Source organism: Flavobacterium sp. GW823-FHT04A11, assembly GCF_058796535.1.
This window is the reverse complement of the sequence record NZ_CM179503.1, coordinates 966,203-988,362: the sequence shown is the minus strand read 5'-3', so window position 1 is coordinate 988,362 and position 22,160 is coordinate 966,203. Positions and strand designations below refer to the sequence as shown.

Sequence of the window (22,160 nt, the reverse complement as noted above, 5' to 3'; positions counted from 1 at the left end):
AAGTTAGTTATTATGTGATGTAATATTAGTTTTCCGTATGATTGGGTTTAGAATTTAATAACGTTTTGTTGAACAATAATCTATTAGTAAAGGGAGATTTTCCTCATTTACAAAATCTTTAAACATAGTTCTGTGATAATCTAATCCAAATTTATCAATTTTAGTGCCGTCGATTTTATGGTTTTTCTCAATCATCCATTTTACAAAGACCAGTGAATCTGTGTTGCGAAGTGCCGGTCCAGTACTTCTTGCGTCTAGTTTATGGCAAGCTGCACAAACAAAATTAAATATTTCTTTTCCTTTATATTGGTTTTGTGTTAATTTAGGGCTTGATGTTCCGCAAAAAGGAACAGGAATTTGACAAACGAAATTCTGTGGAACATCTGTTTTTATTTTATATAGGATTACTCCAATGAGCAAAATGATAAGAGCTGTACAAGAAAAAAGGATTTGATTGATTTTTTTCATTTGCAGAATTGGAATTTATTTCTTTATAAGCTGAATATATTTCAATCCACATTCTGAAATCTTAGTGTAAGAATTCATCGCATTACCATAATTCTGAATTGTAAGCGTGTCCTTTACATAAGTCGCGCCAATTCCAACGGGGATTTCCAATTCTTTCGGCTGAGATTCTGAAATAGAATCTGATTCTTCTTCATTGCTGATATCGCCTTCGTATTCATCCCATTTAATGCCTTCCAAAACCAAATATTGTTCGCCTGATTCATTTTTAGAAAAAGAAGCTTTGCCTTTTACTTCACGAAGATTGGTTTTTAAAAAATAATGATAACCATCTTTGGTTTCCGTTATTTCAATAGAAATATCGCATCCATCAGCTTTATAAACGCCTTCTAGCGATTCATCGGTTTTGGCTATTTCTGGTGCAGCAATTGTATCATTGTTGTTTTTTTCTATCGCAGGTTCAGCTTTTTTGTCATTACAAGATGAAATTAGAAGAGATGTTAGGATGATGTAACCAAGTTTATTTAATTTCATGGCTGTTGAATTTTTCTTGATAAAATATATTTTAGATAAACAAACCCGAAAATTCCGGATAGAAGTGAAGCGATCAAAATAGCGATTTTAGAATAAACAATTGTTTCAGGATCTTTAAAAGCCAAAATCGTAATAAAAATTGACATTGTAAAACCAATTCCGCCGAGCATTCCTGCACCCAGAATATGAGTCCATTTTAATTTTTTTGGCAGCACGCAGTAACCGGCACTTACGCCCATAAAAGAGAATAGCAGAATCCCCAGAGGTTTTCCGATAACAAGCCCAAGAATAATTCCGAAAGTATTCGGATGATCTAATCCCTGATGCCAGTCAGATCCTATTGCAATGCAGGTATTCGCCATAGCAAACAGCGGTAAAATGATAAAGGCAACAGGCTTATGTAAAAAATGCTGTAATTTATGAGAAAGTGTTTTCTCGCCGCCATCTCCAAACGGAATCACGAATGCCAATATAACACCGGTAATCGTAGCATGAACGCCAGAATTGAGCATGAAATACCACATGGCAACTCCGCCAATTAAATACGGAATCACATTATGAATTTTTAATCTGTTTAAGCCAAATAATACTGCCCAGATTCCTAAAGCAATAGCAAGATTGGCAAAAGCAATTGAAGTAGTGTAAAAAACGGCGATGACAATAATAGCACCCAAATCATCAATAACAGCAAGGGCTGTTAGAAAAATCTTTAACGATGGCGGTACTTTATTCCCTAATAGCGATAATATTCCAATTGCAAAAGCAATATCAGTAGCCATCGGAATTCCGGCTCCGTTTTGAGTATTGGTTCCGTAATTTAAAGCCAGAAATATTGCCGCCGGAACCAGCATTCCGCCAAAAGCCGCCATAATAGGTAACGAAGCATTTTTAATACTTGATAATTCACCGTGATAAATTTCGCGTTCCAGTTCTAAACCAATCAGCAAAAAGAAAATCGTCATTAAACCATCATTGATCCAGTGTGTGATTGAATGTCCGCCCAAATCCTTTTCCCACAAAGAAATGTATTCCATTTGAAAGGAAGAATTAGCAAGACAAAGCGAAACAATAGTCACAAAAAGCAATAACAGTCCTCCTGATTTTTCGTTTTCAAAAAAGGCTTTAAAAGTTTTGGTTAATTTCATTTGAGAGAAGTTATGCCGATTTGAAGATAAATATTAAATAGATTTTCCAGACGACGTTATTTTCAAAGTTAAAAAAAATAAAGCCAATAAAAAATTCTGACAAGTTTGTCTTTGCCACGAAGACGCTAAGACGCAAAGTTTTTAATTCTTTGTGTATCTCTGTGCAAAACCTTTGTGTAACTCTGCGGTAAAATTTGAGTAAGGTTATCTTTTAATCTCGCAAAGTTGCTAAGACGCAAAGTTTTTTAATTCTTTGTGTATCTCTGTGCAAAACCTTTGTGTAACTCTGTGGTAAAATCCAAAGAAGATTAAAATAAGCTGTATTTTTGTTTTATAAAATCAACAACAATGAGCATAAAAATTCTTCATATCGACAGCAATAATCCAATACTTTGGGAACAACTAGAAGAAGCAGGTTTTGAAAATCACGCCGACTTTAAATCTTCAAAAGAAGAAATCGAAGCCAAAATTCAGAATTATAACGGAATCGTAATTCGAAGCCGTTTTAAAATTGACAAAACTTTCCTGGATAAAGCCACCAATTTACAGTTTATTGCCAGAGTTGGCGCGGGTTTAGAAAGTATCGATTGTCATTATGCTGAGACAAAAGGCATACATTTAATTGCAGCTCCGGAAGGTAATCGCAACGCTGTTGCAGAACATTCACTTGGTGTAATTTTATCCTTATTTAATAATCTGAATCAGGCTGACGCCGAAATAAAAGCCGGACAATGGAATCGTGAAAGTAATCGCGGTCATGAACTAGACGGAAAAACGGTGGGAATTATTGGTTACGGAAACATGGGAAATGCTTTTGCTAAAAAACTCCGTGGTTTTGATGTTGAAGTCTTATGTTATGATATTTTAGAAAATGTGGGTAATGAAAATGCCCGACAAGTTTCTTTGACCGAATTTCAAAAGAAAGTCGATGTCTTAAGTTTACATATTCCGTGGACACCGGAAACTGATAAAATGGTAAATGCTGATTTTATAAATGCATTTGCAAAGCCATTTTGGATTATCAATACTTCACGTGGTAAAAATATCGTTACGGCAGATTTAGTTGAAGCCATGAAAGCAAAAAAAGTGTTAGGAGCAGGTTTGGATGTTTTAGAGTATGAGAAATTGTCTTTTGAAACCCTTTTTCAAGATAAAAACACGCCCGAAGCTTTCCAATATTTGCTGGAAGCTAAAAATGTTTTGCTGACACCTCACATTGCCGGCTGGACATTTGAAAGTCATGAGAGACTTGCGCAGGTTATTGTGGATAAGATTAAAAAGGTCTATTCTGATAAAATATAAGAATTTTAAGATTTAAATAAAATTAGATTCAATTCCAGGTTTGTTGTAAATGTTTATAACAAGCTTTTTCTGAAAAAGTAAATTTTTAGATTAGTTTTTAAAAATATTTTTTGTTAATATTGTTTCAGAATTTTAACAAAATTTTAATTAATGGAGAAGCCGAAAATCCAAAAAGAGTAGGCATAAACTAACTAATTTATTAATTATGATTGAATGGTACAAAAAAGTGGTTTTTGAAAACTATGCAAACTTTAAAGGACGCGCAAGAAGAAGTGAGTATTGGTATTTTGCCCTTGCAAACGGATTAATTTCAATAATACTTATAATTATTGGTGGTGCTATTGGAGCAGCTTTTGGAGATGGTTTTACAGGCATTGCTATAGGTTATGGACTTTTTATTATTTACATGCTGGCAACTCTTTTGCCTACTTTAGGTGTTATTGCAAGAAGATTGCATGATATTGATAAAAGCGGTTGGTTTTATCTTGTTTCTTTTATACCATTAGTTGGGCCAATCTGGATATTAATTTTATTCTGTACAGAAGGAAATCAAGGTCCAAATCAATATGGTCCGGATCCTAAAAATCTGATCGAAGAAATTAATGAAATTGGAAAAGTTGAATTGCAATAAATAAAAAAGTAAACATAAATAAAATGGAAAATACAAAACCAGAAGAGTGGAATACACCACAAAATGCAAGACCAGAAAATAAAAAAGTTGTTGCCGGAGTTCTTGGGATTTTATTAGGCGGATTTGGAATTCATAAATTCATTTTAGGATATACGCAAGAAGGTATAATTCAATTGGTAATTACAGTTGTTACTTGCGGAATTGGAAGTCTAATTGGTTTTATTGAAGGAATTATTTACCTGACAAAAACAGACGAAGAGTTTTATCAAACTTACCAGGTTGGAAAAAAAGGCTGGTTCTAAAAATATAAAATCCCATTTGCGTTGCGAATGGGATTTTTCTTTTGTTTTTAGTTCTAATTAGTTAATTTAATGGACAAATATAAAAATTAAGAATATGGAAAATACAACATCAGAATTTGGAATTGTTAAGCAGGAAAATAAAAAAATAGTTAGTGGAATTTTAGCCATTTTGCTAGGATACTTGGGTATTCATAAATTTTATTTAGGATATACAAAAGAAGGAGTTATTCAGCTTTTATTAGGACTTTTATTTGGCATTGGCGGACTTATTGGCATTATAGAAGGAATTATCTATCTGACAAAAACCGATGAAGATTTTTATCAAACATATCAGGTTGGAAGAAAAGGCTGGTTCTAATTTTAAAACAATATTAAAATTTTTAGGATGAAGTTTAAATGTCCTTTTCTGGCTTTTTAATAGCTTATAGAGGATGTTTATTTTGCGTTTGGTGAAGTAATATTGCACATCTTTACAAATGAAGCTTAATTGTTCTTTTTTTAAAAGGATGGAGGCGTAATAATTTTGCATCTCAGGTCCAAAAGAAAAAAGATTTGGTAAATTGGTTGGAAAAGAATAAGACAGACTAGTTTGTGAAAAAAAAATTGTAATTAAAAAATCCCATTTGCTTACGCGAATGGGATTTTGTTTTTTTATGATGGCAATTAATCTTCTTTCTCAGATAATTTACGTTCCAGTTCTATTTGAAATTCTTCGATGACCGGTTTCATAGTGCTTTCCGGAATGTCTGCAATTCTAATGTACATTAAACCATCTATCGCGTTATTAAACAAAGGATCAACGTTAAAAGCAACCACACGTGCATTTTGTTTGATGTACTTTTTAATTAAAACAGGCAAACGTAAATTTCCAGGTTCTAATTCGTCAATGATTTTATCAAATTTATTAAGATCTGATTCTGCTTCATCAAAGATAAAGTCTTTATCAGCGTCTTTCAGTTTAACTTTATACGCTTTTTTCGGGTGAATGTATTGTGCGATGTATGGATCGTAATAATTAGATTTCATAAACTCGATCATCAATGATTTAGAGAAATCCGAAAACTGATTACTGATACTCACCCCACCCAATAAATATTTGTGCTCAGGATAACGTAAAGTCGTGTGAATAATACCCTTCCACAATAAAAACAAAGGCATTGGTTTTTGCTGATATTCCTTAACGATAAAAGCACGTCCCATTTCGATGGATTTATGCATCATATCGTGCAATTCAGGTTCAAATCTAAAAAGATCATTCAGGTAAAAACCTTCAAGACCATATTTTGGATAAATTTCAGAACCTAATCCCATTCGGTAAGCGCCTGCGATTCTTTTGGTTTCATCATCCCATAAAAACATATGGTGGTAATATTGGTCAAATTTGTCTAAATCGATAGATTCATTTGTTCCTTCACCTACTTCACGGAACGTAATTTCACGCAAACGGCCAATTTCATGCAGAATATTCGGGATCGATTTTGCTGTTGCAAAAAACACCTCGTAATTTTTACTTTGCAATAATCGGCAATCGCTGCCTCTTAAAGCATTTACCTCGTCAATCATTTTTGGTTCGCTTGCCGGCGTAACGATTTTTTTAGGTGCTTTTGGTATTTTTAAACTTGCAGTATCCAGTAATTTACTGTCCTTTTCAAAAGGATTCGCAAGCATGTAAGTTTTCTTTCTTAAGAATTCTGAATATTCTTCAAAAGATTCTATTTCGTTTTGTTCGTTTACCGAAATCGGTTTACCAATACGAACTTTAATCACACGATCTTTTTGTGTAAGAAGTTCAGACGGTAATTTTGCCGTACGCAAAGTGTCATCAATTTTTGAAAGCCAATAGAATAATCTGCTGTTTTTTGCGTGAAAATAAATAGGTACAACCGGAACTTTTGCTTTTCTGATCAGTTTCAAAGCGCCTTCTTCCCAAGGTTTATCCACTACTAATTTTCCATCTTTATAAGTTGAAACTTCCCCGGCAGGAAAAATTCCCAACGGTTTCCCGTCACTTAAATGGCGTAAAGTTTCCTTGATTCCAACTACGCTCGATTTAGCATCCTTATGATTTTCAAAAGGATTAACCGGCATGATGTATTTTTTAAGCGGAACAATTCGGTGTAATAAGAAGTTGGCGATAATCTTGAAATTTGGTTCTCTTTCAAGCATTAATTTCAATAATAAAATACCATCAATTCCTCCAAGCGGATGATTTGAAATGGTAATATAAGCGCCATCTTTAGGTAAACGTTTTAAATCTTCTTCGGGAATTTCAAATTTAATTTGCAATTCGTCCAATATTCCGTTTAAAAAAGCAACGTCTTCTAAATGTTTATTATGATCGTAAATTTTATTAAGGGTAGAGATCTTAAGAACCTTCATAAGAATCCAGCCTGAAAAAGTACCAAGAACTCCGTACTTCTCAACATTTATTGCTTTTGCAACTTCTTTCGCGGTAACTAAACCCATGTACTATTTTTAATTTATTAGAGCAGCGAACAAAGATAACAAAAAACTCTACTTTTCGTTGATTCAAACACAAACTTTCCACATTTTTATTACATTTGGATTCCTTAAAAAAAACTTGAATGAAAATTATTTCTTATAATGTAAACGGAATCAGAGCAGCAATTACCAAAGGATTTATCGAATGGCTGCAAAGTGCTAATCCTGATGTGATTTGTCTTCAGGAAATAAAAGCAACACAAGATCAAATCCCTGTAGATGCAATTACAGCGGCTGGTTACCCGTATCAATATTATTATCCGGCAACCAAAAAAGGATATAGCGGCGTGGCTATCTTATCGAAAATAAAACCTAATAATGTGGTTTTTGGAACCGGAATTCAGCACATGGATTTTGAAGGACGTAACCTTCGTGCCGATTTTGACGACTGTTCTGTAATGAGTTTATACCTGCCTTCAGGAACAAATATTGAAAGATTAGATCATAAATTTATGTTTATGGATGACTTTCAAACCTATATTAACGAGCTGAAACTAACAATTCCGAATTTGATTATTTGCGGAGATTACAATATTTGCCACGAAGCAATCGATATTCACGATCCTGTTCGTAACAAAACTGTTTCAGGATTCCTGCCTGCAGAACGTGCCTGGCTCGACGGATTCATGAAATCTGGGTTTATCGATAGTTTCCGTCATTTTAATAAAGATGCGCATCATTATTCTTGGTGGAGTTATCGTGCCGGAGCCCGCGGAAATAACAAAGGCTGGCGTATCGATTACAATTTAGTGAGCGATTCATTAGAACACAGATTAAAACGTGCGGTTATTTTACCGGATGCGGTGCATTCAGATCATTGTCCGGTTTTAGTCGAAATTGAATAAAGTTTGGTATTGTTATTGTTAAAAGAATAGCAGTTTTAAATAATAGAGTTGGACTCGGGGCGATAGCAAACAGGTTAAGGAATTTCAGATTTGGAGTTTCACTTTCTGGAGCTATTTCCTGCTGTCCGCTATATCTTTTCCTGGCTAAAGAAGCCAGAAAAAGGATGCCGCTCCCATCAGGGCTAGGGCTCTCCGTAAAACAAGAAATTTTGAATTATTAATAAGCCCCAAATAAAAACCAAAAGAATAATGATGATTAAAAAAGCCTCCATTGGATTACTCGTTGTAGCGTTATCCATGACTTCGTGTGTTTCTAAGAAAATTTACAACGATCTTGAATCAAAGTATTCAGATCTTAAAAAAGAAAACCGTTCTATCGCTGATCAAAATGCTGATTTACAAAAAGCCAAAAATCAGTTGGAATTAGATCGTGATAAATTAACAAAAGATCTTGCAAGTACAAAAGATGATCTTGCCAAACAAAAAGCAGATTTAGCAGCAGAGCAAAAAAAGTACAAAGTATTACAGGATTCATACAATGCGCTTGAAAAAAACAGTAACGATGCTTTAGAAAGTAACATGGCTAAAAACCGTGAATTACTGGCACAGTTAGAAGCAAAATCAAAAAAATTAGCCGAAGAACAAGCACGTCTGGATAAAACAGCAAGCCGACTTAACGAACTTGAAGCAATGATTGCAGCCAAAGAAGCAGCAATGAAAAAACTGAAAGAAACGTTGTCTAAAGCTTTAAATGGTTTTGAAGGTAAAGGTTTGACAGTAGAACAGAAAAACGGAAAAGTGTATGTTTCTATGGAAAACAAATTACTTTTCAATTCAGGAAGCTGGGCTGTAGGCACAGAAGGTAGAAAAGCCGTTGTAGAACTTGGAAAAGTATTGGGAGACAATCCTGATCTTTCGGTTCTTATTGAAGGACATACAGATGATGATCCGTATGCCGGTTCAGGACCAATTGCAAACAACTGGGATTTATCTACTAAAAGAGCAACAGCAATTGTAGCTATTTTAAGTGAAAACACTAAAATCAACAAACAAAAATTAACAGCAGCAGGTCGCAGCGAATTTTCTCCCCTTGCGAGTAATGCTACCCCGGAAGGAAAAGCAAAAAATCGCAGAATCGAAATCATCTTAACACCAAGATTAGATGAAATCGCTGATATGTTGAATAGTATAAATTAAGTTGCTGAGGCTCTAAGAGGCTAAGTTTCTAAGTTTTTTATAAAAAGGTTCAAAGTTTTACTTTGGGCCTTTTTTGTTTTTGAAAGTTTCAATATTAGGTTATTTAAAGTCATACTTATATTGAATTTATATTTTTGTAACTTTGAAATTCAAAAAACTAGAATTATGGGACTTCCCGAATTAAAAGATAAAATACGAAATCAATTAGATTTAGCAGATGAGAAAGTACTCCGTATTGTCTCTTCAGTATTTGATAATTATTTAAACGAAGTTGTGTCGTACGATGCAAACGGAAATCCTTTGACCTTATCTGAATATCATAATAAGGTTGAAGAAGGCTTGAATGACGTTAAATATAATCGAATAATTTCGCAAGAGGATTTATCAAAAGAAATGCAGGATTGGGATAATGAGTAATATTAAAATTGAAGTTTTCTGGACAAATGCTAAACAGGATTTAAAAGAAATTTACATTTTAATAAAAAAGAAAATATCTAAAGAGACGGCGCTTAAAATAAGAGATGAATTATTTAATAGTCCAAATGATATCGTTTTTACTGAACAATTTCAATTGGACGAATACAGATTGGATTGCAGAAGAATTATAGTAAGAAATTTTAAAATTCTTTATCAAATAAAAGAAAATTCAATTTTTGTGATTAGGGTTTTTAATTCATTTCAAGACCCGATAAAAAGTTTAAAATAAAAAGGTTCAAGTAAAACTTTGAACCTTTTTTGTTTATCAAAAACAAAACTTAGCAACTTAGAATCTTAGCCACTCAGAACCTTTAAAATAAACCTTATCCTTTTTTTAACTTTTGTAAAATTTTCATTTGCAAAATCCCTTTGTACCTTTGGGCCTATGCCACTTTGAACCTTAAAAAGAAAAAATGAAATACACTACTTTACCCAACACAGATATAAAAGTTAGTAAAATATGTCTCGGAACAATGACTTTCGGGCAACAAAATACAGAAGCTGAAGGGCACTCCCAAATGGATTATGCGCTGGAACGCGGCATTAATTTTTTTGATACTGCCGAAATGTATTCTGTTCCTGCAAGCGAAGCCACTTATGGAAGTACAGAAAAAATTATTGGAACGTGGTTTAAGAAATCAGGAAATCGTGAGAAAGTAGTTTTGGCTTCAAAAATTGCGGGACCAAATGCGAATTTTGGCTATATGCGCGAAAAAGTCGATTTCTCGCCTGCAAGTATTAAATATGCATTAGAAAATAGTTTAAAACGTCTGCAAACAGATTATATCGATTTATATCAAATGCATTGGCCGGAACGACAAACCAATTATTTTGGACAACGCGGTTACAAAGATTTTGATGACCAATGGGAAGATAATTTTAGAGAAGTTCTGGAAACTTTTGATGGATTTATCAAAGAAGGGAAAATAAAACACATTGGTGTCTCAAACGAAAATGCGTGGGGAATGATGCGTTTTCTCGAAGAAAGCAAATACCAGAATCTTCCAAGAATCAAAACGGTTCAAAATCCGTATAATTTACTAAATCGTCTTTTTGAAGTTGGTTCTGCCGAAGTTTCAAAACATGAGAATGTTGGTTTATTGGCGTATTCTCCTTTAGCATTTGGCGTTCTAACAGGTAAATTTTTGACTGGAGAAGCACATCCAAATGCGAGAATCAATCTTTTTCCGCAATACACGCGTTACAATAGCGAGCAATGTGCACAAGCAACAAAATTGTATCAGGAAATCGCTCAAAAGCATGGATTAACGTTAACAGAACTTGCAATGGGATTTGTTTTGCAGCAGCCATTTCTAACAAGTGCAATCATTGGTGCAACAACAATGGAACAATTAAAAGAAAACATCGATACAATTGATGTCTTTTTATCAAAACAAATTTTAACCGAAATCGCCGCAGTTCAGGCAATAATTCCAGATCCTGCACCGTAATTAGAGATTTATATAAATACGAATTCCACAAATTTTCACAGATTAATAAGTGAAGTTTGTGGAATTTTTTATTTATTAGAGTTGCTGCTAATTAATCTGTTTTATAGGTCAAATTTAAAAATCTCCAAATATTTTTTGATCGTAATTGTAATTAGTTTCATTTGGGAAATTTCCATTTAAATCTGGGAAAATCAACTGTAGATATTCATATTTACGATCTTCATAAAATTTAATAGAAGTAAGAACATATTCTTCTAAATCTTCATTGTTAACTTTTATAAAATAAACGGGAAATCTATCGGTTAAATCACCAATCTTTATATTTAATGGAATTTTTTCGAATTTATATTTTTCGACATAACTTTCAATTAATTGACCTGAGAGATTTGGTCCAAGTCCAGAAATAAATAATTCAGGAACTTTAAAATTTTCAAATATTCCGGTTGAATATGCAAAAGGTGTAAAGTCTTTTTCTTCTAATATTGCTGTAGTATGATAACCAATGTTTTTGATGTTGTCATAAACTCGCTTAAAATATATTTCCCTTTTATTTTCCTCCATCTTTTAAAGATCAAATTCCTCTTCCATAGATAAAGAATCGTTTTTAACCGCAATTGAATCCGGTGCTTTTATTCTAATCAACGAGCGCGCATTTCCAGAAATATAAACCGGTAATTGACCAATCGTATCTTCTGGAATTAATAAGCCACGGCGGAACATCAAGTTTCTTAAGAATTTTTGATTCTTAACGGCGTAATCTTTTAGGTTTCCTTCATCGTTAAACTGATACATGAATTTTCTCGGTTTCGGAATAATAGTAGCCAAAAACAAACATTCATCTACATTTAAAGCCGAAGGACTTTTCTGGAAATAAAAATGACTCGCTTCGCCAATTCCGTATACATTTGGTCCCCATTCAATAATGTTGAAATATACTTCGAGCATTCTTTGTTTGCTTACTACACGATTATTTTCGAGAATATAAACAAGCAAAATTTCTTCCAGCTTACGCGAAAGTGTTTTTTCGCGGGTCAAAAAAACGTTTTTAATCAATTGCATGCTAATCGTACTGGCACCGCGAGAGAATTTCTTAGTTCGGATATTCTTTAGAATAGATTGTTTGAAAGCTTCATTTATAAATCCGCGATGAGAGAAGAACGATGGATCTTCTGTCGTTAAAACACATTTTTGTAAATAAGGTGAAATTTGATCCAAAGGTGTATAATTCGGATTTGCATTTCCAACTAAAACAGGACGCTGCAATACATTTTGAATAATAGCACGATAAACGAATTCACCGTTTAATTTATTCAGATCGGCTTCGCCATATTTCGTAATTCTTAAATCTTGTTTGTTTAGTTTACTGTCAAAAACTAATGTATTTGGTTTGTTTTTATTGAATTTGAAATCCAGATTATAATTGAAATCCCCCGTTGCTTCCATTCCCTGAAAGTGCGTAAACAATCCGTCAGGTAATGAAACAATAAAATCCTGAGCCTTCATTTTCGGAATATCAACTTTCAAAGTATAAACCGTGTCTTTTTCAGTATTATAAGAAATATAAGGTTTTACTTTTATCTTATTCAATTGCATTGTCGAAGTGCTGTCAATCGAAATAAAATCGTCGCCCAATAAAAAACGATAATCAAAACGGGCATTTTTAATGACAACATCTTTGCTGGCAATTTTTGGATGGTTGATTTTTAAATTAGTGATAGAAGTATAACCGTCAATGTGCAATTCGCTTCCGTCTTTATCAATGTTCGCCACATTAAGGCGAATCGAATCAAAACTCGCTTTAAAATTATAACGTTCATCCAAATAAGGAACACGAATGGCGCCGGTATCTAAATTGAAAAAACGAATATCTGCTTTTTTATTTCTCGGATCTGCAAAACCTTTTATGTTCCAGCGCTGATCAAAATTCTTGCTTTGAACATGAAGATTGGTTTCAAGCTGTTTGTTGTCTAAAACGAGTTTATTGATCGCAATAGAAGCTTTTTTGCCATTATCATCAATTTTAAAATTCAGGTTTTCCAATTTCATATCCGTCGGAACCAAATTCAGTAATTTCGAAATAATTCTATAGGCAAATGTCCCGTATTTACGCTTTTCATTGGTGTCAGAATCTTCTTTGTCTCTTTTTAAAAAGGCATCAAAGTTGCGGACTTTTCCTTTTTTTACGAATTGAATGTAGCCGTTGTTGATTTTTAAAGTTCCAACCTGAACATCTCCAATAAGTAAACTGGACAAGCTAATGCTGGTTTCAATTTTTTGAATGTGACAAAGTGTATCGGCATTATTAGGAACTAAAATTACATCTGTTAGTTTAATCCCGGACAATCCTTCAAAAGAAGCTGATTTTACAGAAAATTTACTGTCATATTCGGTATTCATTTTCAGGGTTACTTTTGCAATGGCTTGCTTTAAAAGCGAATCACGAAAAAAGTATAAACCTAAAAAAAGCACTCCTAATACCAGAACAAGTATCAGAAGTGCTTTGTATATTTTTTGTTTTGGAAATTTCATAAAGTGGGTTTATAAAAATTTAAGGTATGTCTGGCATAAATATTTTTTTGCCACGAATTTCACGAATTAAAAAATGCCATCAAAATTGCCTGTAGGAATCAATAAATTTAAATAAAATTGGTGCTAATTTGTGGCAAACAAAAAAAATTAACCAAAAAGAAAACTGGCGACATCTTCAATTTTAGCCACGAGTTCAATTTTGATTCCTGTATTTTTCAGGGCGATTTTATTGTATTTGGAAACAAAGATAGTGTTGAATCCTAGTTTTTCGGCTTCCTGAATACGCTGGTCCACACGATTTACGGGGCGAATTTCTCCGGATAAACCAACTTCGCCGGCAAAACAAAATCCTTTCGTTATCGGAATATCTTCATTTGAAGATAAAATAGCGGCAACAACAGCTAAGTCAATTGCAGGATCATCAACAGAAATTCCTCCGGTTACATTCAGGAAAACATCTTTTGCGCCTAGACGAAATCCGGCTCTTTTTTCTAAAACTGCCAGAATCATGTTTAGCCTTTTGGCGTTGTAACCAGTCGTACTGCGCTGTGGCGTTCCGTAAACTGCTGTACTCACCAAAGATTGTATTTCGATCATTAGCGGACGCATACCTTCCATAGTCGTGGCAATTGCAGTTCCCGACATTTCTTCGTCTTTATGCGAAATCAATATTTCAGACGGATTGCTGACTTCTCGCAAACCGCTTCCTAACATTTCATAAATTCCCAATTCGGCAGTAGAACCAAAACGGTTTTTTAGCGAACGCAAAATTCGGTAAACGTGATTTCTGTCGCCTTCAAACTGCAAAACGGTATCGACCATATGTTCCAGAATTTTTGGTCCGGCGATGTTTCCGTCTTTCGTAATATGGCCAATTAAAATAACCGGAATATTGGTTTCTTTCGCAAACTTGATCAACTCGGCGGTTGTTTCTCTAATTTGAGAAATACTTCCGGCTGTTGATTCAATATAATCGGTATGTAAAGTCTGGATTGAGTCGATAATGACAATTTCCGGTTCAATAGCTTCAATTTGTTTGAATATATTTTGCGTTTTGGTTTCGGTCAAAATATAACAATTGTCACTGTTTGGCGTGATTCTTTCGGCACGCATTTTTATTTGTTTCTGACTTTCTTCTCCAGAAACATATAAAGTTTTATAAGGTAATTTTAATGAAATTTGAAGCAAAAGCGTACTTTTTCCAATTCCCGGTTCACCGCCTAAAAGCGTTAATGACCCTGGAACCAAGCCTCCGCCAAGAACACGATTCAATTCGCCATCAGTAGTATTCATTCGAATTTCCTGAGCTGAATCAATTTCATTAATTTTTAACGGGCGTGGCGCTTTACTGGTAGAAGTCGGTTCACTTTTCCACGCCACTTTTTCCTGCTTCTGAATAATTTCTTCGGCAATAGTATTCCATTCTTTGCAGGCATTACATTGCCCTTGCCATTTGGCATATTGGGTTCCGCAATTCTGGCAAAAAAAGGAAGTTTTAACTTTAGACATTATTTTGTTTTTTTAGCAAGCGTATTCATTTCGTCGATTTTCTCGTACATCACATCTTTATTCAAATCGCCAATTGGCTCCATTTGCGAAGCGTTTTGGTATTTTTTTGAAGCTCTTTTAGGATCTCCCATTTTTTCGTACATCAATCCCAATTCATATTCTCCAAGCATTGCTTTAGGATAATTTACGTTTCCAATTTCGGCCATTTTGCCTAATTCGTCGTACGCATTCTTTTTTAAGATCAGGTTTTCAATGATTTTGAAATCACTCATTCTTACCGGAATCTGAACGCCTAAAACCTTTGACATTACATTGTATTTATTTTCCAGATAATCGGCATAACCCGTTTCAAGAACAGCAATTTTATCATTGTATTCGGCAGAATTTATAGGCCTGTAAACTTCAAAAATCTGATATAAAGCACTCGGAATCGAATGTAGAACTTCAGTGTAATGTGTTGTTCCTTTAAACAAATCGTATTTATAATTTACCAAAGGATTATTGGCAAGCTTAATATTACTGTCTAATTTTTCGATTGGTTCTTTGATTTTTTTGTTATCACCATCGGCAGCAGACAAGTAGTAGAAGAAAGGTTCTGTTACTTTAGCAAATTTCTCTGGAATTCGAACTTCCATTTTAGGAGCAAGTTCAGGACTTAAACAGATATAAGCATTAAAAAGAGGCTGTTCTTTATACAAATAAAAATTGATAAAACTTGCCGTAACATCATGACCGGCAATGATTCTGAAAGGTGCAGTACGGTATTTCTTTTCGATATACGGAACTAATTCTGCTCCAATAAACTCAAAAAATTCAGCTCCTTTTTCAAAAGGAAGTCCGGTATTTTGATCGATTGTTGTATCGTCTTCGCGTTCGTCATTTTTATTTTGGTGAACACCAATAATAATCATCTCAGGCAAATCGCCCCAATAAGAGCCATAACTTACAGCTCCGGAAAAAGGATCAAATAAATAATCACCGTCTAATAAATATAAAACAGGATATTTTTTTTCAGGATTAGCTTCGTAAGATTCCGGAAGTCCGATGGTTATTCTTCGTTCTTCTCCAAGTTTTTCAGATTTAATGTTGTCGAATTTCTTTTGTGCAAAAGCAGAAATAGAAATTAAAGCAAATAGTAAGTAAACTTTTTTCATGATTTGGGGTATTTCAGTGAATTAAAAAGTATTGAAATAGTGTAGCAATATAACATTTTATTTGCTTTTTTATTATTGTAGGAATTTTAAAAATAACATTGAGTTTTTATCTTTAAAAATAATATTGAATTAAAGCCAATAAAATACTGTTTGTTCCAAGGAAAATGGCACAAACTAAATGAATAAAGTATAGGAAAGCTTATGTTAGCGAATTATCGTTTTCATTTGGGAAAATGATCCATGGTTTGAAGGTTTTTGCTTCTTCAAATTCCAGGGTTGCATAAGATATAATAATGATGATATCATCTTTTTGAACTTTTCTGGCTGCAGGACCGTTCAGGGTAATTTCGCCTGAATTTTTTTCTCCCTTAATAGCATAAGTTTCAAAACGTTCTCCATTATTAATGTTAACGATAGATACTTTTTCGCCTTCAATTATGTTTGAAGCCTCTAGTAAAGTTTCATCAATAGTAATACTGCCAATATAATTTAAATCGGCTCCGGTTACTTTTACTCGATGAATTTTAGATTTTATAACTTGAATTTGCATGTTGCAAAGGTAAATTAATTTAATGAAATGGTGTCAATCAACCTGATAGAATTAACAAATACTGCTATAAATGCGCGGTAATTTTTGTCTTTACTTTTGTGATCGATAGGTAATAATGTGGATTCGTCAGCAATAACAAAATATTCCAGGTCAAACTTTTTGTTGTCTTTGAAAGAATTTTCGACGAATTCAATTGTTTCTTCCGGACTTTTGGTTTTGAATATTTCTTTTGCTTCGGTTAAGGTTTTGTAAATAATCGCTGCTTCTTTTCTTTCGTCAGGAGTTAAACGTTCGTTACGGGAACTCATCGCGAGCTGATTTTCTTCTCTAAAAATAGGGCATCCCACAACATTTACCGGCATATGGTTTTTTTCGACCATTTTTTTAACAATCTGCAATTGCTGAAAATCTTTTTCACCAAAATAAGCATTAGTTGGCGTTACAATTTCAAATAGCCTTTTTACGATCGTGCCAACACCATTAAAATGTCCAGGTCTGAATTTTCCTTCCATTTGATTTTCTAATCCGTCAAAATCAAAATCCTGAGAAACGGTGTTTCCTTCGTAAATATCTTCAACAGATGGAGCATATAAAATCATTTTATCGCTCAAACCACGCATTTTTTTAACGTCTTCTTCTAAAGTTCTTGGGTATTTTGCAAGATCTTCAGGGTTGTTGAACTGAGTAGGATTGACGAAAATACTTACTACGGTATCGTCGTTTTCTTTAAGAGATCTTTGCATTAAAGCCAGATGCCCTTGGTGTAAAGCGCCCATTGTAGGAACAAACCCGATGGTCGAATTTGCCGTTTTGATAGTTTTTAAATAGGCTATCAAAGCTACTTTACCGTAGAAAATATGCATGTTGGTATTATTAAAATTTAGTGCAAACATAATATATTAGTTATAAACTGCATAAATTTTTGTAATTTTGCAACGTTTTTATTACCAAAAATTAAGTAAAATACTATTATGAAAGATAAGAGGATATTATATGTATCATCTGAAGTCGTGCCTTATTTGGCTGAAAATGAGGTTTCTTTAATGTCTTACGACGTTCCGAAAATGATTAATGATCAAGGAGGTCAGATAAGAATTTTCATGCCAAGATATGGAAATATCAACGAAAGAAGACACCAGTTGCATGAAGTTATCAGACTTTCAGGGATGAATTTGGTAGTGAATGACTTAGATATGCCATTGATTATTAAAGTAGCTTCAATTCCGAAAGAGAGAATTCAGGTGTATTTTATTGATAATGATGAATATTTCAAACGTAAAGCAACTTTTGCTGACGAAGAAGGAGCGCTGTATCCTGACAACGACGAAAGAGCGATATTTTTCGCAAAAGGAGTTGTTGAAACAGTAAAAAAACTAAACTGGGTTCCGGATATTATTCACGTTCACGGTTGGCTGGCTGCAATGCTGCCAATTTACATGAAGCACTACTATAAAAACGAAGCTTTATTTTCTGAAACAAAAATTGTAACCTCAGTTTATGGACAATCTTTTGATGAAAATCTGGATTTGGAAATGATCAATAAGGTTAAATTTGATGGAGTTCCGCATGAAGCAATTGCTGATTTAGAAGTTCCAAATTACGAGAATGTTCTAAAAGCTAGTATATTACATTCTGATGCTGTTATTATCGCATCTGAAAATGTATCTCCAAGTTTAACAAAATTTATAGAATCTTCAGGAAAACCTTTTTTACCTTTCGCCACGAAAGATGCATTCGCAGAAGCGTATACAAATTTCTATAAAACGATGGGGCTTTAAATTTTAACTTTATTTTTAAACATGTATAATACTTCTTTCTTTAAGAAAATTCTATTAATAAGTACAGTAGTTCTTTTATATTCTTGCGACAAAGATTTTAATGCGATTGGTGATGATTTGATTGGAGACGATCATTTTGGTCTTGAAGCAGAACACTATGATGTTTTGGCTTACAATCAGGAAATAACTCCTATTCAGTCAAATTCTTTAATAGTTAATGCTTTAGGAATTTATGATAATCCTGTTTTAGGCACTACTACCGGAAACTTTGCTACACAAGTTGCTCTTTCAAGTTATGCACCAAGTATTGGCGAAGAGCCAGAAATAGTTAGTGTAGTATTAAGTATACCTTATTTTAGTCATGGAACTAGTATAAGTGCTGAAGGCGTAACTACATATAAATTAGATTCTATTTATGGTGCTCCAAACGGAAAAATCAAATTAAGTGTTTATGAATCAGGTATTCAGATGCGTGCTTCTTCTTTTGAGAACGGAACAGAGACAGCTCAGTTATATAATACTGATATGGATACAGAAACAGGTGTTTCAGATTATCTAAATTTTAATACTAAAAAACTTGGCAATCGACTAAATGATAGTAGTGTTCCATCACAAAATGAAGAGTTCTTTTTTGATTCCAGCGAAATAAGTGATGTAACTACTGGCACGGATGGTAAAGATGTTACTACCAAAGTTGCACCTGAAATGCGTTTAAATTTAAATAAAGCTTTCTTTGTAGATAAAATTTTAAAAGCTCCTGCTGCAAAATTGGCTTCTGCTGATGTTTTTCAGGAATATTTTAGAGGATTATATTTTAAAGCAGAAAAGTCAGGAAGCAATCCAAGCAATATGGCTTTGATTAATTTTGCACAAGGTAAAATTACGATTAAATATAGAGCTAAAACTGATATTACTACTGATGGAGATACCAAAGAGGATAGAAGTTTGGTAATTAACCTGACAGGAAGTACTGCTAGTTTGCTTAATGATGTTAAAGATTCAAATTATCTTAATGCAATACAGAATCCGAAGGCAACTGGAGATGACAGGCTTTACTTAAAGGGCGGTCAAGGATCTTTAGCAGTTTTAGAACTTAAGGACTTTGCTTCTAAATTACAAACCATCCGAGATAATAAATGGATGGTGAATGAAGCCAATTTGATTTTTCATATTGATGCGGATAAAATGGCCGTAAAAGGTGCTGATAATTTACAAGCTAATGAGCCAAAAAGAGTTTATTTATATGATTTAGATAATAATATTCCTATTGTTGATTATGCTGCAGATGGATCGTCAAGTATTACATCTGATCCAAGAATGACAAAAGTTATTTATGGAGGTATTATAAACTTGGATGAAACTACTAAAAGAGGTACAACTTATAAAATTAGGTTAACAAGTCACATTCGAAATCTTATCAAAGATGCAACTGCAAAAAATGTACGATTAGGATTAGTTGTTGTTGATGATATAAATGTTGTAGCTTCAAATAAATTGAAATTAAAAAACAGTGTTATTTCAGAAGCACCGAGAGCAACAGTTTTAAATCCGTTAGGTACGGTGTTATTTGGAGGCACAAGTGCTGTTCCTGATGCTAATAAACTACAGCTTGAAATTTACTACACGAAACCAAATTAATAAATATATATGTGTGGAATTGTTGGATATATAGGTCATAGAGAGGCTTATCCTATTGTAATAAAAGGCCTCAAGCGGCTGGAATACAGAGGATATGACAGTGCCGGTGTTATGTTATATGATGCCAAATCTGGTGTAAAAGTCTGTAAAACAAAAGGTAAAGTTTCTGATCTTGAAGCAAAAGCTAAAGATGATTTTAAAACAAGCGGAACTATAGGAATTGGGCATACACGTTGGGCAACTCACGGAGTTCCAAATGATGTAAACTCACATCCGCATCTTTCAAACTCAGGTGAATTAGTAATTATTCACAACGGAATTATTGAAAATTATGCACCGCTTAAAGAAGAATTAATTAAAAGAGGCTATACTTTTAAATCAGATACAGATACAGAAGTATTGGTAAACCTGATTGAAGAAGTTCAGAAAAAAGAAAATATTAAACTGGGTAAAGCAGTTCAGATTGCTTTAAATCAGGTTGTAGGCGCTTATGCGATTGCGGTTTTTGACAAGAAAAATCCAAACGAAATAGTAGCAGCAAGATTAGGAAGTCCGTTAGCAATTGGGGTTGGAGAAGGAGAGTTCTTCATTGCCTCTGATGCTTCGCCTTTTATCGAATATACTTCGAATGCAATTTATCTGGAAGATGGTGAAATGGCAAATATTAGATTGCACAAGCCTCTTAAAGTTAGAAAAATAAAAGATGACTCTTTAGTCGATCCTTATATTCAGGAACTTCAAATGAACTTGGAGCAGATAGAAAAAGGCGGTTACGATCATTTCATGCTTAAAGAAATTTACGAACAGCCAAGCGTTATTAAAGATACCTACAGAGGAAGACTTCATGCAAATGAAGGAATTGTTCAAATGGCAGGTGTTGAAGATAACCTGGAGAAATTCTTAAACGCAAAACGTATTCTAATTGTTGCTTGCGGAACTTCATGGCACGCAGGTTTAGTAGCAGAATATATTTTTGAAGAGTTTACCCGTATTCCTGTCGAAGTAGAATATGCTTCAGAATTCAGATACAGAAATCCAATTATCAATAAAGATGATATTGTTATCGCTATTTCTCAATCAGGTGAAACGGCAGATACAATGGCGGCTATTAAATTAGCAAAAGAAAACGGTGCTTTTGTTTTTGGAGTTTGTAACGTAGTTGGTTCTTCTATCTCAAGAGAAAGTCATGCAGGTGCTTATACGCACGCTGGACCAGAAATTGGAGTGGCTTCTACAAAAGCATTTACAACTCAAATTACTGTTTTAACCATGATCGCATTGCGATTAGGAAAAGCAAAAGGAACGTTGTCAAATTCTGATTTCCACGCTTACTTGCAAGAATTAGAAATAATCCCTGAAAAAGTAGCAGAAGCATTAGAAACTAATGACAGAGCAAAAGAAATTGCAGCAGCTTTTAAAGATGCTCCAAACTGTTTGTACTTAGGTCGTGGATATAACTTTCCAGTTGCTTTGGAAGGTGCTTTAAAACTAAAAGAGATCTCTTATATTCACGCAGAAGGTTATCCGGCTGCAGAAATGAAGCACGGTCCTATTGCCCTTATTGATGAGCATATGCCAGTTATTGTAATTGCGCCAAAACAAGGTCATTATGATAAAATCGTAAGTAATATTCAGGAAATAAAATCAAGAAGCGGTAAAATTATTGCCGTAGTTACAAAAGGTGATACACAAGTGCGTGAATTGGCCGATTATGTAATCGAGATTCCTGAAACTTCAGATGCTTTATCACCGCTTATTACTACAATTCCGTTGCAATTACTTTCTTATTACATTGCTGTAATGAGAGGTTGTAATGTCGATCAGCCACGTAACCTGGCAAAATCAGTTACTGTAGAATAAAAGTTTATAGATATAGAATGTTAAAAAGCGAGACTTAGGTCTCGCTTTTTTTTATGGTTTAAAGTAAGGTGATTTACTATTGATAGAAATTTGATTCTGTGGTTTTTCATTCAACATAAGTTAAAGTCTGCGAATGAAGTAAAAGCTCACAAACTAAACTTATGATAAAGCATAAATGTTAAAAAAGCGAGATTTATGTCTCGCTTTTTTTATTTGTCGAATTTTTTTTATCGCCTATGTATTTTTATTAAATCCGCATTTTTTGGGTCTATTTTTATATGTATGCATACT

General features: G+C 33.7%; 22 protein-coding genes. 12 read left to right on the top strand and 10 right to left on the bottom strand.

Going from position 1 to position 22,160, the window contains the following annotated elements; translation table 11 throughout:
- Positions 1 to 54: 54 nt before the first annotated feature.
- Genes AC3QL1_RS04360 through nhaA form a run of 3 tightly spaced genes read right to left on the bottom strand, consistent with a single transcriptional unit; the run spans position 55 to position 2,144 of the window.
- Positions 55 to 468 (bottom strand): c-type cytochrome, encoded by a 414-nt coding sequence (locus AC3QL1_RS04360; RefSeq protein ID WP_492495414.1) that lies wholly within the window; start codon positions 466 to 468, stop codon positions 55 to 57.
- Positions 469 to 483: 15 nt separating this feature from the next.
- Positions 484 to 999 carry a hypothetical protein gene (locus AC3QL1_RS04355; protein ID WP_492495412.1) on the bottom strand — a complete coding sequence of 172 codons (516 nt, stop codon included), beginning with the start codon at positions 997 to 999 and terminating at the stop codon, positions 484 to 486.
- Positions 996 to 2,144 carry a Na+/H+ antiporter NhaA gene (gene nhaA / locus AC3QL1_RS04350; RefSeq protein WP_492495410.1) on the bottom strand — a complete coding sequence of 383 codons (1,149 nt, stop codon included), beginning with the start codon at positions 2,142 to 2,144 and terminating at the stop codon, positions 996 to 998. The genes AC3QL1_RS04355 and nhaA overlap by 4 nt, the downstream gene beginning before the upstream one ends.
- A 348-nt stretch (positions 2,145 to 2,492) precedes the next feature.
- On the opposite strand from nhaA, the gene AC3QL1_RS04345 reads away from it, so the two are divergent.
- The 4 genes from AC3QL1_RS04345 (at position 2,493) to AC3QL1_RS04330 (ending at position 4,737) form a co-directional block, all read left to right on the top strand.
- Positions 2,493 to 3,446 (top strand): 2-hydroxyacid dehydrogenase, encoded by a 954-nt coding sequence (locus AC3QL1_RS04345; RefSeq protein ID WP_492495408.1) that lies wholly within the window; start codon positions 2,493 to 2,495, stop codon positions 3,444 to 3,446.
- Between the two features lie 205 nt (positions 3,447 to 3,651).
- Positions 3,652 to 4,077: a DUF805 domain-containing protein gene (locus AC3QL1_RS04340; RefSeq protein WP_492495407.1), complete on the top strand. Its 426-nt coding sequence runs from the start codon at positions 3,652 to 3,654 to the stop codon at positions 4,075 to 4,077.
- 23 nt (positions 4,078 to 4,100) lie between these two features.
- Complete coding sequence (locus tag AC3QL1_RS04335) at positions 4,101 to 4,379, top strand: TM2 domain-containing protein (RefSeq protein ID WP_492495406.1); 279 nt, start codon at positions 4,101 to 4,103, stop codon at positions 4,377 to 4,379.
- A gap of 94 nt (positions 4,380 to 4,473) precedes the next feature.
- Positions 4,474 to 4,737: a TM2 domain-containing protein gene (locus AC3QL1_RS04330; protein ID WP_492495404.1), complete on the top strand. Its 264-nt coding sequence runs from the start codon at positions 4,474 to 4,476 to the stop codon at positions 4,735 to 4,737.
- A 305-nt stretch (positions 4,738 to 5,042) separates the two neighbouring features.
- Here AC3QL1_RS04330 and AC3QL1_RS04325 read toward each other — a convergent pair whose 3' ends face one another.
- Positions 5,043 to 6,845: a GNAT family N-acyltransferase gene (locus AC3QL1_RS04325; protein ID WP_492495402.1), complete on the bottom strand. Its 1,803-nt coding sequence runs from the start codon at positions 6,843 to 6,845 to the stop codon at positions 5,043 to 5,045.
- 119 nt (positions 6,846 to 6,964) lie between these two features.
- On the opposite strand from AC3QL1_RS04325, the gene AC3QL1_RS04320 reads away from it, so the two are divergent.
- The 5 genes from AC3QL1_RS04320 to AC3QL1_RS04300 all read left to right on the top strand — a co-directional run bounded on the left by AC3QL1_RS04320 (position 6,965) and on the right by AC3QL1_RS04300 (position 10,851).
- Entirely contained in the window at positions 6,965 to 7,726 is a 762-nt protein-coding gene (locus tag AC3QL1_RS04320) for an exodeoxyribonuclease III (protein ID WP_492495401.1), read from the top strand.
- Between the two features lie 252 nt (positions 7,727 to 7,978).
- The gene (locus tag AC3QL1_RS04315) at positions 7,979 to 8,923 is read left to right on the top strand and encodes an OmpA family protein (protein ID WP_492497529.1); all 945 of its coding nucleotides are present in this window, start codon (positions 7,979 to 7,981) and stop codon (positions 8,921 to 8,923) included.
- A 165-nt stretch (positions 8,924 to 9,088) separates the two neighbouring features.
- Entirely contained in the window at positions 9,089 to 9,340 is a 252-nt protein-coding gene (locus tag AC3QL1_RS04310) for a hypothetical protein (protein ID WP_492495399.1), read from the top strand.
- Positions 9,333 to 9,629 carry a type II toxin-antitoxin system RelE/ParE family toxin gene (locus AC3QL1_RS04305; RefSeq protein WP_492495397.1) on the top strand — a complete coding sequence of 99 codons (297 nt, stop codon included), beginning with the start codon at positions 9,333 to 9,335 and terminating at the stop codon, positions 9,627 to 9,629. The genes AC3QL1_RS04310 and AC3QL1_RS04305 overlap by 8 nt, the downstream gene beginning before the upstream one ends.
- A gap of 184 nt (positions 9,630 to 9,813) precedes the next feature.
- The gene (locus AC3QL1_RS04300) at positions 9,814 to 10,851 is read left to right on the top strand and encodes an aldo/keto reductase (RefSeq protein WP_492495395.1); all 1,038 of its coding nucleotides are present in this window, start codon (positions 9,814 to 9,816) and stop codon (positions 10,849 to 10,851) included.
- A 114-nt stretch (positions 10,852 to 10,965) separates the two neighbouring features.
- Here the strand turns inward: AC3QL1_RS04300 and AC3QL1_RS04295 are convergent, their stop codons facing one another.
- The 6 genes from AC3QL1_RS04295 to panC all read right to left on the bottom strand — a co-directional run bounded on the left by AC3QL1_RS04295 (position 10,966) and on the right by panC (position 17,486).
- Positions 10,966 to 11,412, bottom strand: a complete 447-nt coding sequence (locus AC3QL1_RS04295; protein WP_492495394.1) for a DUF4262 domain-containing protein — start codon at positions 11,410 to 11,412, stop codon at positions 10,966 to 10,968.
- A 3-nt stretch (positions 11,413 to 11,415) separates the two neighbouring features.
- Positions 11,416 to 13,380: a transglycosylase domain-containing protein gene (locus AC3QL1_RS04290; RefSeq protein WP_492495393.1), complete on the bottom strand. Its 1,965-nt coding sequence runs from the start codon at positions 13,378 to 13,380 to the stop codon at positions 11,416 to 11,418.
- A 147-nt stretch (positions 13,381 to 13,527) separates the two neighbouring features.
- Positions 13,528 to 14,889 carry a DNA repair protein RadA gene (gene radA / locus AC3QL1_RS04285; RefSeq protein WP_115845021.1) on the bottom strand — a complete coding sequence of 454 codons (1,362 nt, stop codon included), beginning with the start codon at positions 14,887 to 14,889 and terminating at the stop codon, positions 13,528 to 13,530.
- Entirely contained in the window at positions 14,889 to 16,043 is a 1,155-nt protein-coding gene (locus tag AC3QL1_RS04280) for an alpha/beta hydrolase (RefSeq protein ID WP_492495392.1), read from the bottom strand. The genes radA and AC3QL1_RS04280 overlap by 1 nt, the downstream gene beginning before the upstream one ends.
- A 199-nt stretch (positions 16,044 to 16,242) precedes the next feature.
- Positions 16,243 to 16,593, bottom strand: a complete 351-nt coding sequence (panD, locus tag AC3QL1_RS04275; protein WP_026727479.1) for an aspartate 1-decarboxylase — start codon at positions 16,591 to 16,593, stop codon at positions 16,243 to 16,245.
- 14 nt (positions 16,594 to 16,607) lie between these two features.
- Positions 16,608 to 17,486: a pantoate--beta-alanine ligase gene (gene panC / locus AC3QL1_RS04270; RefSeq protein ID WP_492495391.1), complete on the bottom strand. Its 879-nt coding sequence runs from the start codon at positions 17,484 to 17,486 to the stop codon at positions 16,608 to 16,610.
- A 78-nt stretch (positions 17,487 to 17,564) separates the two neighbouring features.
- Here panC and AC3QL1_RS04265 point away from each other — a divergent pair, with 78 nt between their 5' ends.
- Genes AC3QL1_RS04265 through glmS form a run of 3 tightly spaced genes read left to right on the top strand, consistent with a single transcriptional unit; the run spans position 17,565 to position 21,869 of the window.
- The gene (locus tag AC3QL1_RS04265; RefSeq protein WP_264535504.1) at positions 17,565 to 18,371 is read left to right on the top strand and encodes a glycogen/starch synthase; all 807 of its coding nucleotides are present in this window, start codon (positions 17,565 to 17,567) and stop codon (positions 18,369 to 18,371) included.
- 21 nt (positions 18,372 to 18,392) lie between these two features.
- Positions 18,393 to 20,009, top strand: a complete 1,617-nt coding sequence (bamH, locus tag AC3QL1_RS04260; RefSeq protein ID WP_492495389.1) for a BamH family beta-barrel-assembly machinery protein — start codon at positions 18,393 to 18,395, stop codon at positions 20,007 to 20,009.
- A gap of 9 nt (positions 20,010 to 20,018) precedes the next feature.
- A complete protein-coding gene (glmS, locus tag AC3QL1_RS04255; RefSeq protein WP_492495388.1) occupies positions 20,019 to 21,869 on the top strand; it encodes a glutamine--fructose-6-phosphate transaminase (isomerizing) in 1,851 nt (616 codons plus the stop codon).
- Positions 21,870 to 22,160 lie beyond the last annotated feature (291 nt).

Coding starts and splice junctions, on each gene's coding strand:
- AC3QL1_RS04360 (WP_492495414.1), bottom strand. CDS start 468: ATGAAAAAAATCAATCAAATCCTTTTTTCTTGTACAGCTCTTATCATT.
- AC3QL1_RS04355 (WP_492495412.1), bottom strand. CDS start 999: ATGAAATTAAATAAACTTGGTTACATCATCCTAACATCTCTTCTAATT.
- nhaA (WP_492495410.1), bottom strand. CDS start 2,144: ATGAAATTAACCAAAACTTTTAAAGCCTTTTTTGAAAACGAAAAATCA.
- AC3QL1_RS04345 (WP_492495408.1), top strand. CDS start 2,493: ATGAGCATAAAAATTCTTCATATCGACAGCAATAATCCAATACTTTGG.
- AC3QL1_RS04340 (WP_492495407.1), top strand. CDS start 3,652: ATGATTGAATGGTACAAAAAAGTGGTTTTTGAAAACTATGCAAACTTT.
- AC3QL1_RS04335 (WP_492495406.1), top strand. CDS start 4,101: ATGGAAAATACAAAACCAGAAGAGTGGAATACACCACAAAATGCAAGA.
- AC3QL1_RS04330 (WP_492495404.1), top strand. CDS start 4,474: ATGGAAAATACAACATCAGAATTTGGAATTGTTAAGCAGGAAAATAAA.
- AC3QL1_RS04325 (WP_492495402.1), bottom strand. CDS start 6,845: ATGGGTTTAGTTACCGCGAAAGAAGTTGCAAAAGCAATAAATGTTGAG.
- AC3QL1_RS04320 (WP_492495401.1), top strand. CDS start 6,965: ATGAAAATTATTTCTTATAATGTAAACGGAATCAGAGCAGCAATTACC.
- AC3QL1_RS04315 (WP_492497529.1), top strand. CDS start 7,979: ATGATTAAAAAAGCCTCCATTGGATTACTCGTTGTAGCGTTATCCATG.
- AC3QL1_RS04310 (WP_492495399.1), top strand. CDS start 9,089: ATGGGACTTCCCGAATTAAAAGATAAAATACGAAATCAATTAGATTTA.
- AC3QL1_RS04305 (WP_492495397.1), top strand. CDS start 9,333: ATGAGTAATATTAAAATTGAAGTTTTCTGGACAAATGCTAAACAGGAT.
- AC3QL1_RS04300 (WP_492495395.1), top strand. CDS start 9,814: ATGAAATACACTACTTTACCCAACACAGATATAAAAGTTAGTAAAATA.
- AC3QL1_RS04295 (WP_492495394.1), bottom strand. CDS start 11,412: ATGGAGGAAAATAAAAGGGAAATATATTTTAAGCGAGTTTATGACAAC.
- AC3QL1_RS04290 (WP_492495393.1), bottom strand. CDS start 13,380: ATGAAATTTCCAAAACAAAAAATATACAAAGCACTTCTGATACTTGTT.
- radA (WP_115845021.1), bottom strand. CDS start 14,889: ATGTCTAAAGTTAAAACTTCCTTTTTTTGCCAGAATTGCGGAACCCAA.
- AC3QL1_RS04280 (WP_492495392.1), bottom strand. CDS start 16,043: ATGAAAAAAGTTTACTTACTATTTGCTTTAATTTCTATTTCTGCTTTT.
- panD (WP_026727479.1), bottom strand. CDS start 16,593: ATGCAAATTCAAGTTATAAAATCTAAAATTCATCGAGTAAAAGTAACC.
- panC (WP_492495391.1), bottom strand. CDS start 17,486: ATGTTTGCACTAAATTTTAATAATACCAACATGCATATTTTCTACGGT.
- AC3QL1_RS04265 (WP_264535504.1), top strand. CDS start 17,565: ATGAAAGATAAGAGGATATTATATGTATCATCTGAAGTCGTGCCTTAT.
- bamH (WP_492495389.1), top strand. CDS start 18,393: ATGTATAATACTTCTTTCTTTAAGAAAATTCTATTAATAAGTACAGTA.
- glmS (WP_492495388.1), top strand. CDS start 20,019: ATGTGTGGAATTGTTGGATATATAGGTCATAGAGAGGCTTATCCTATT.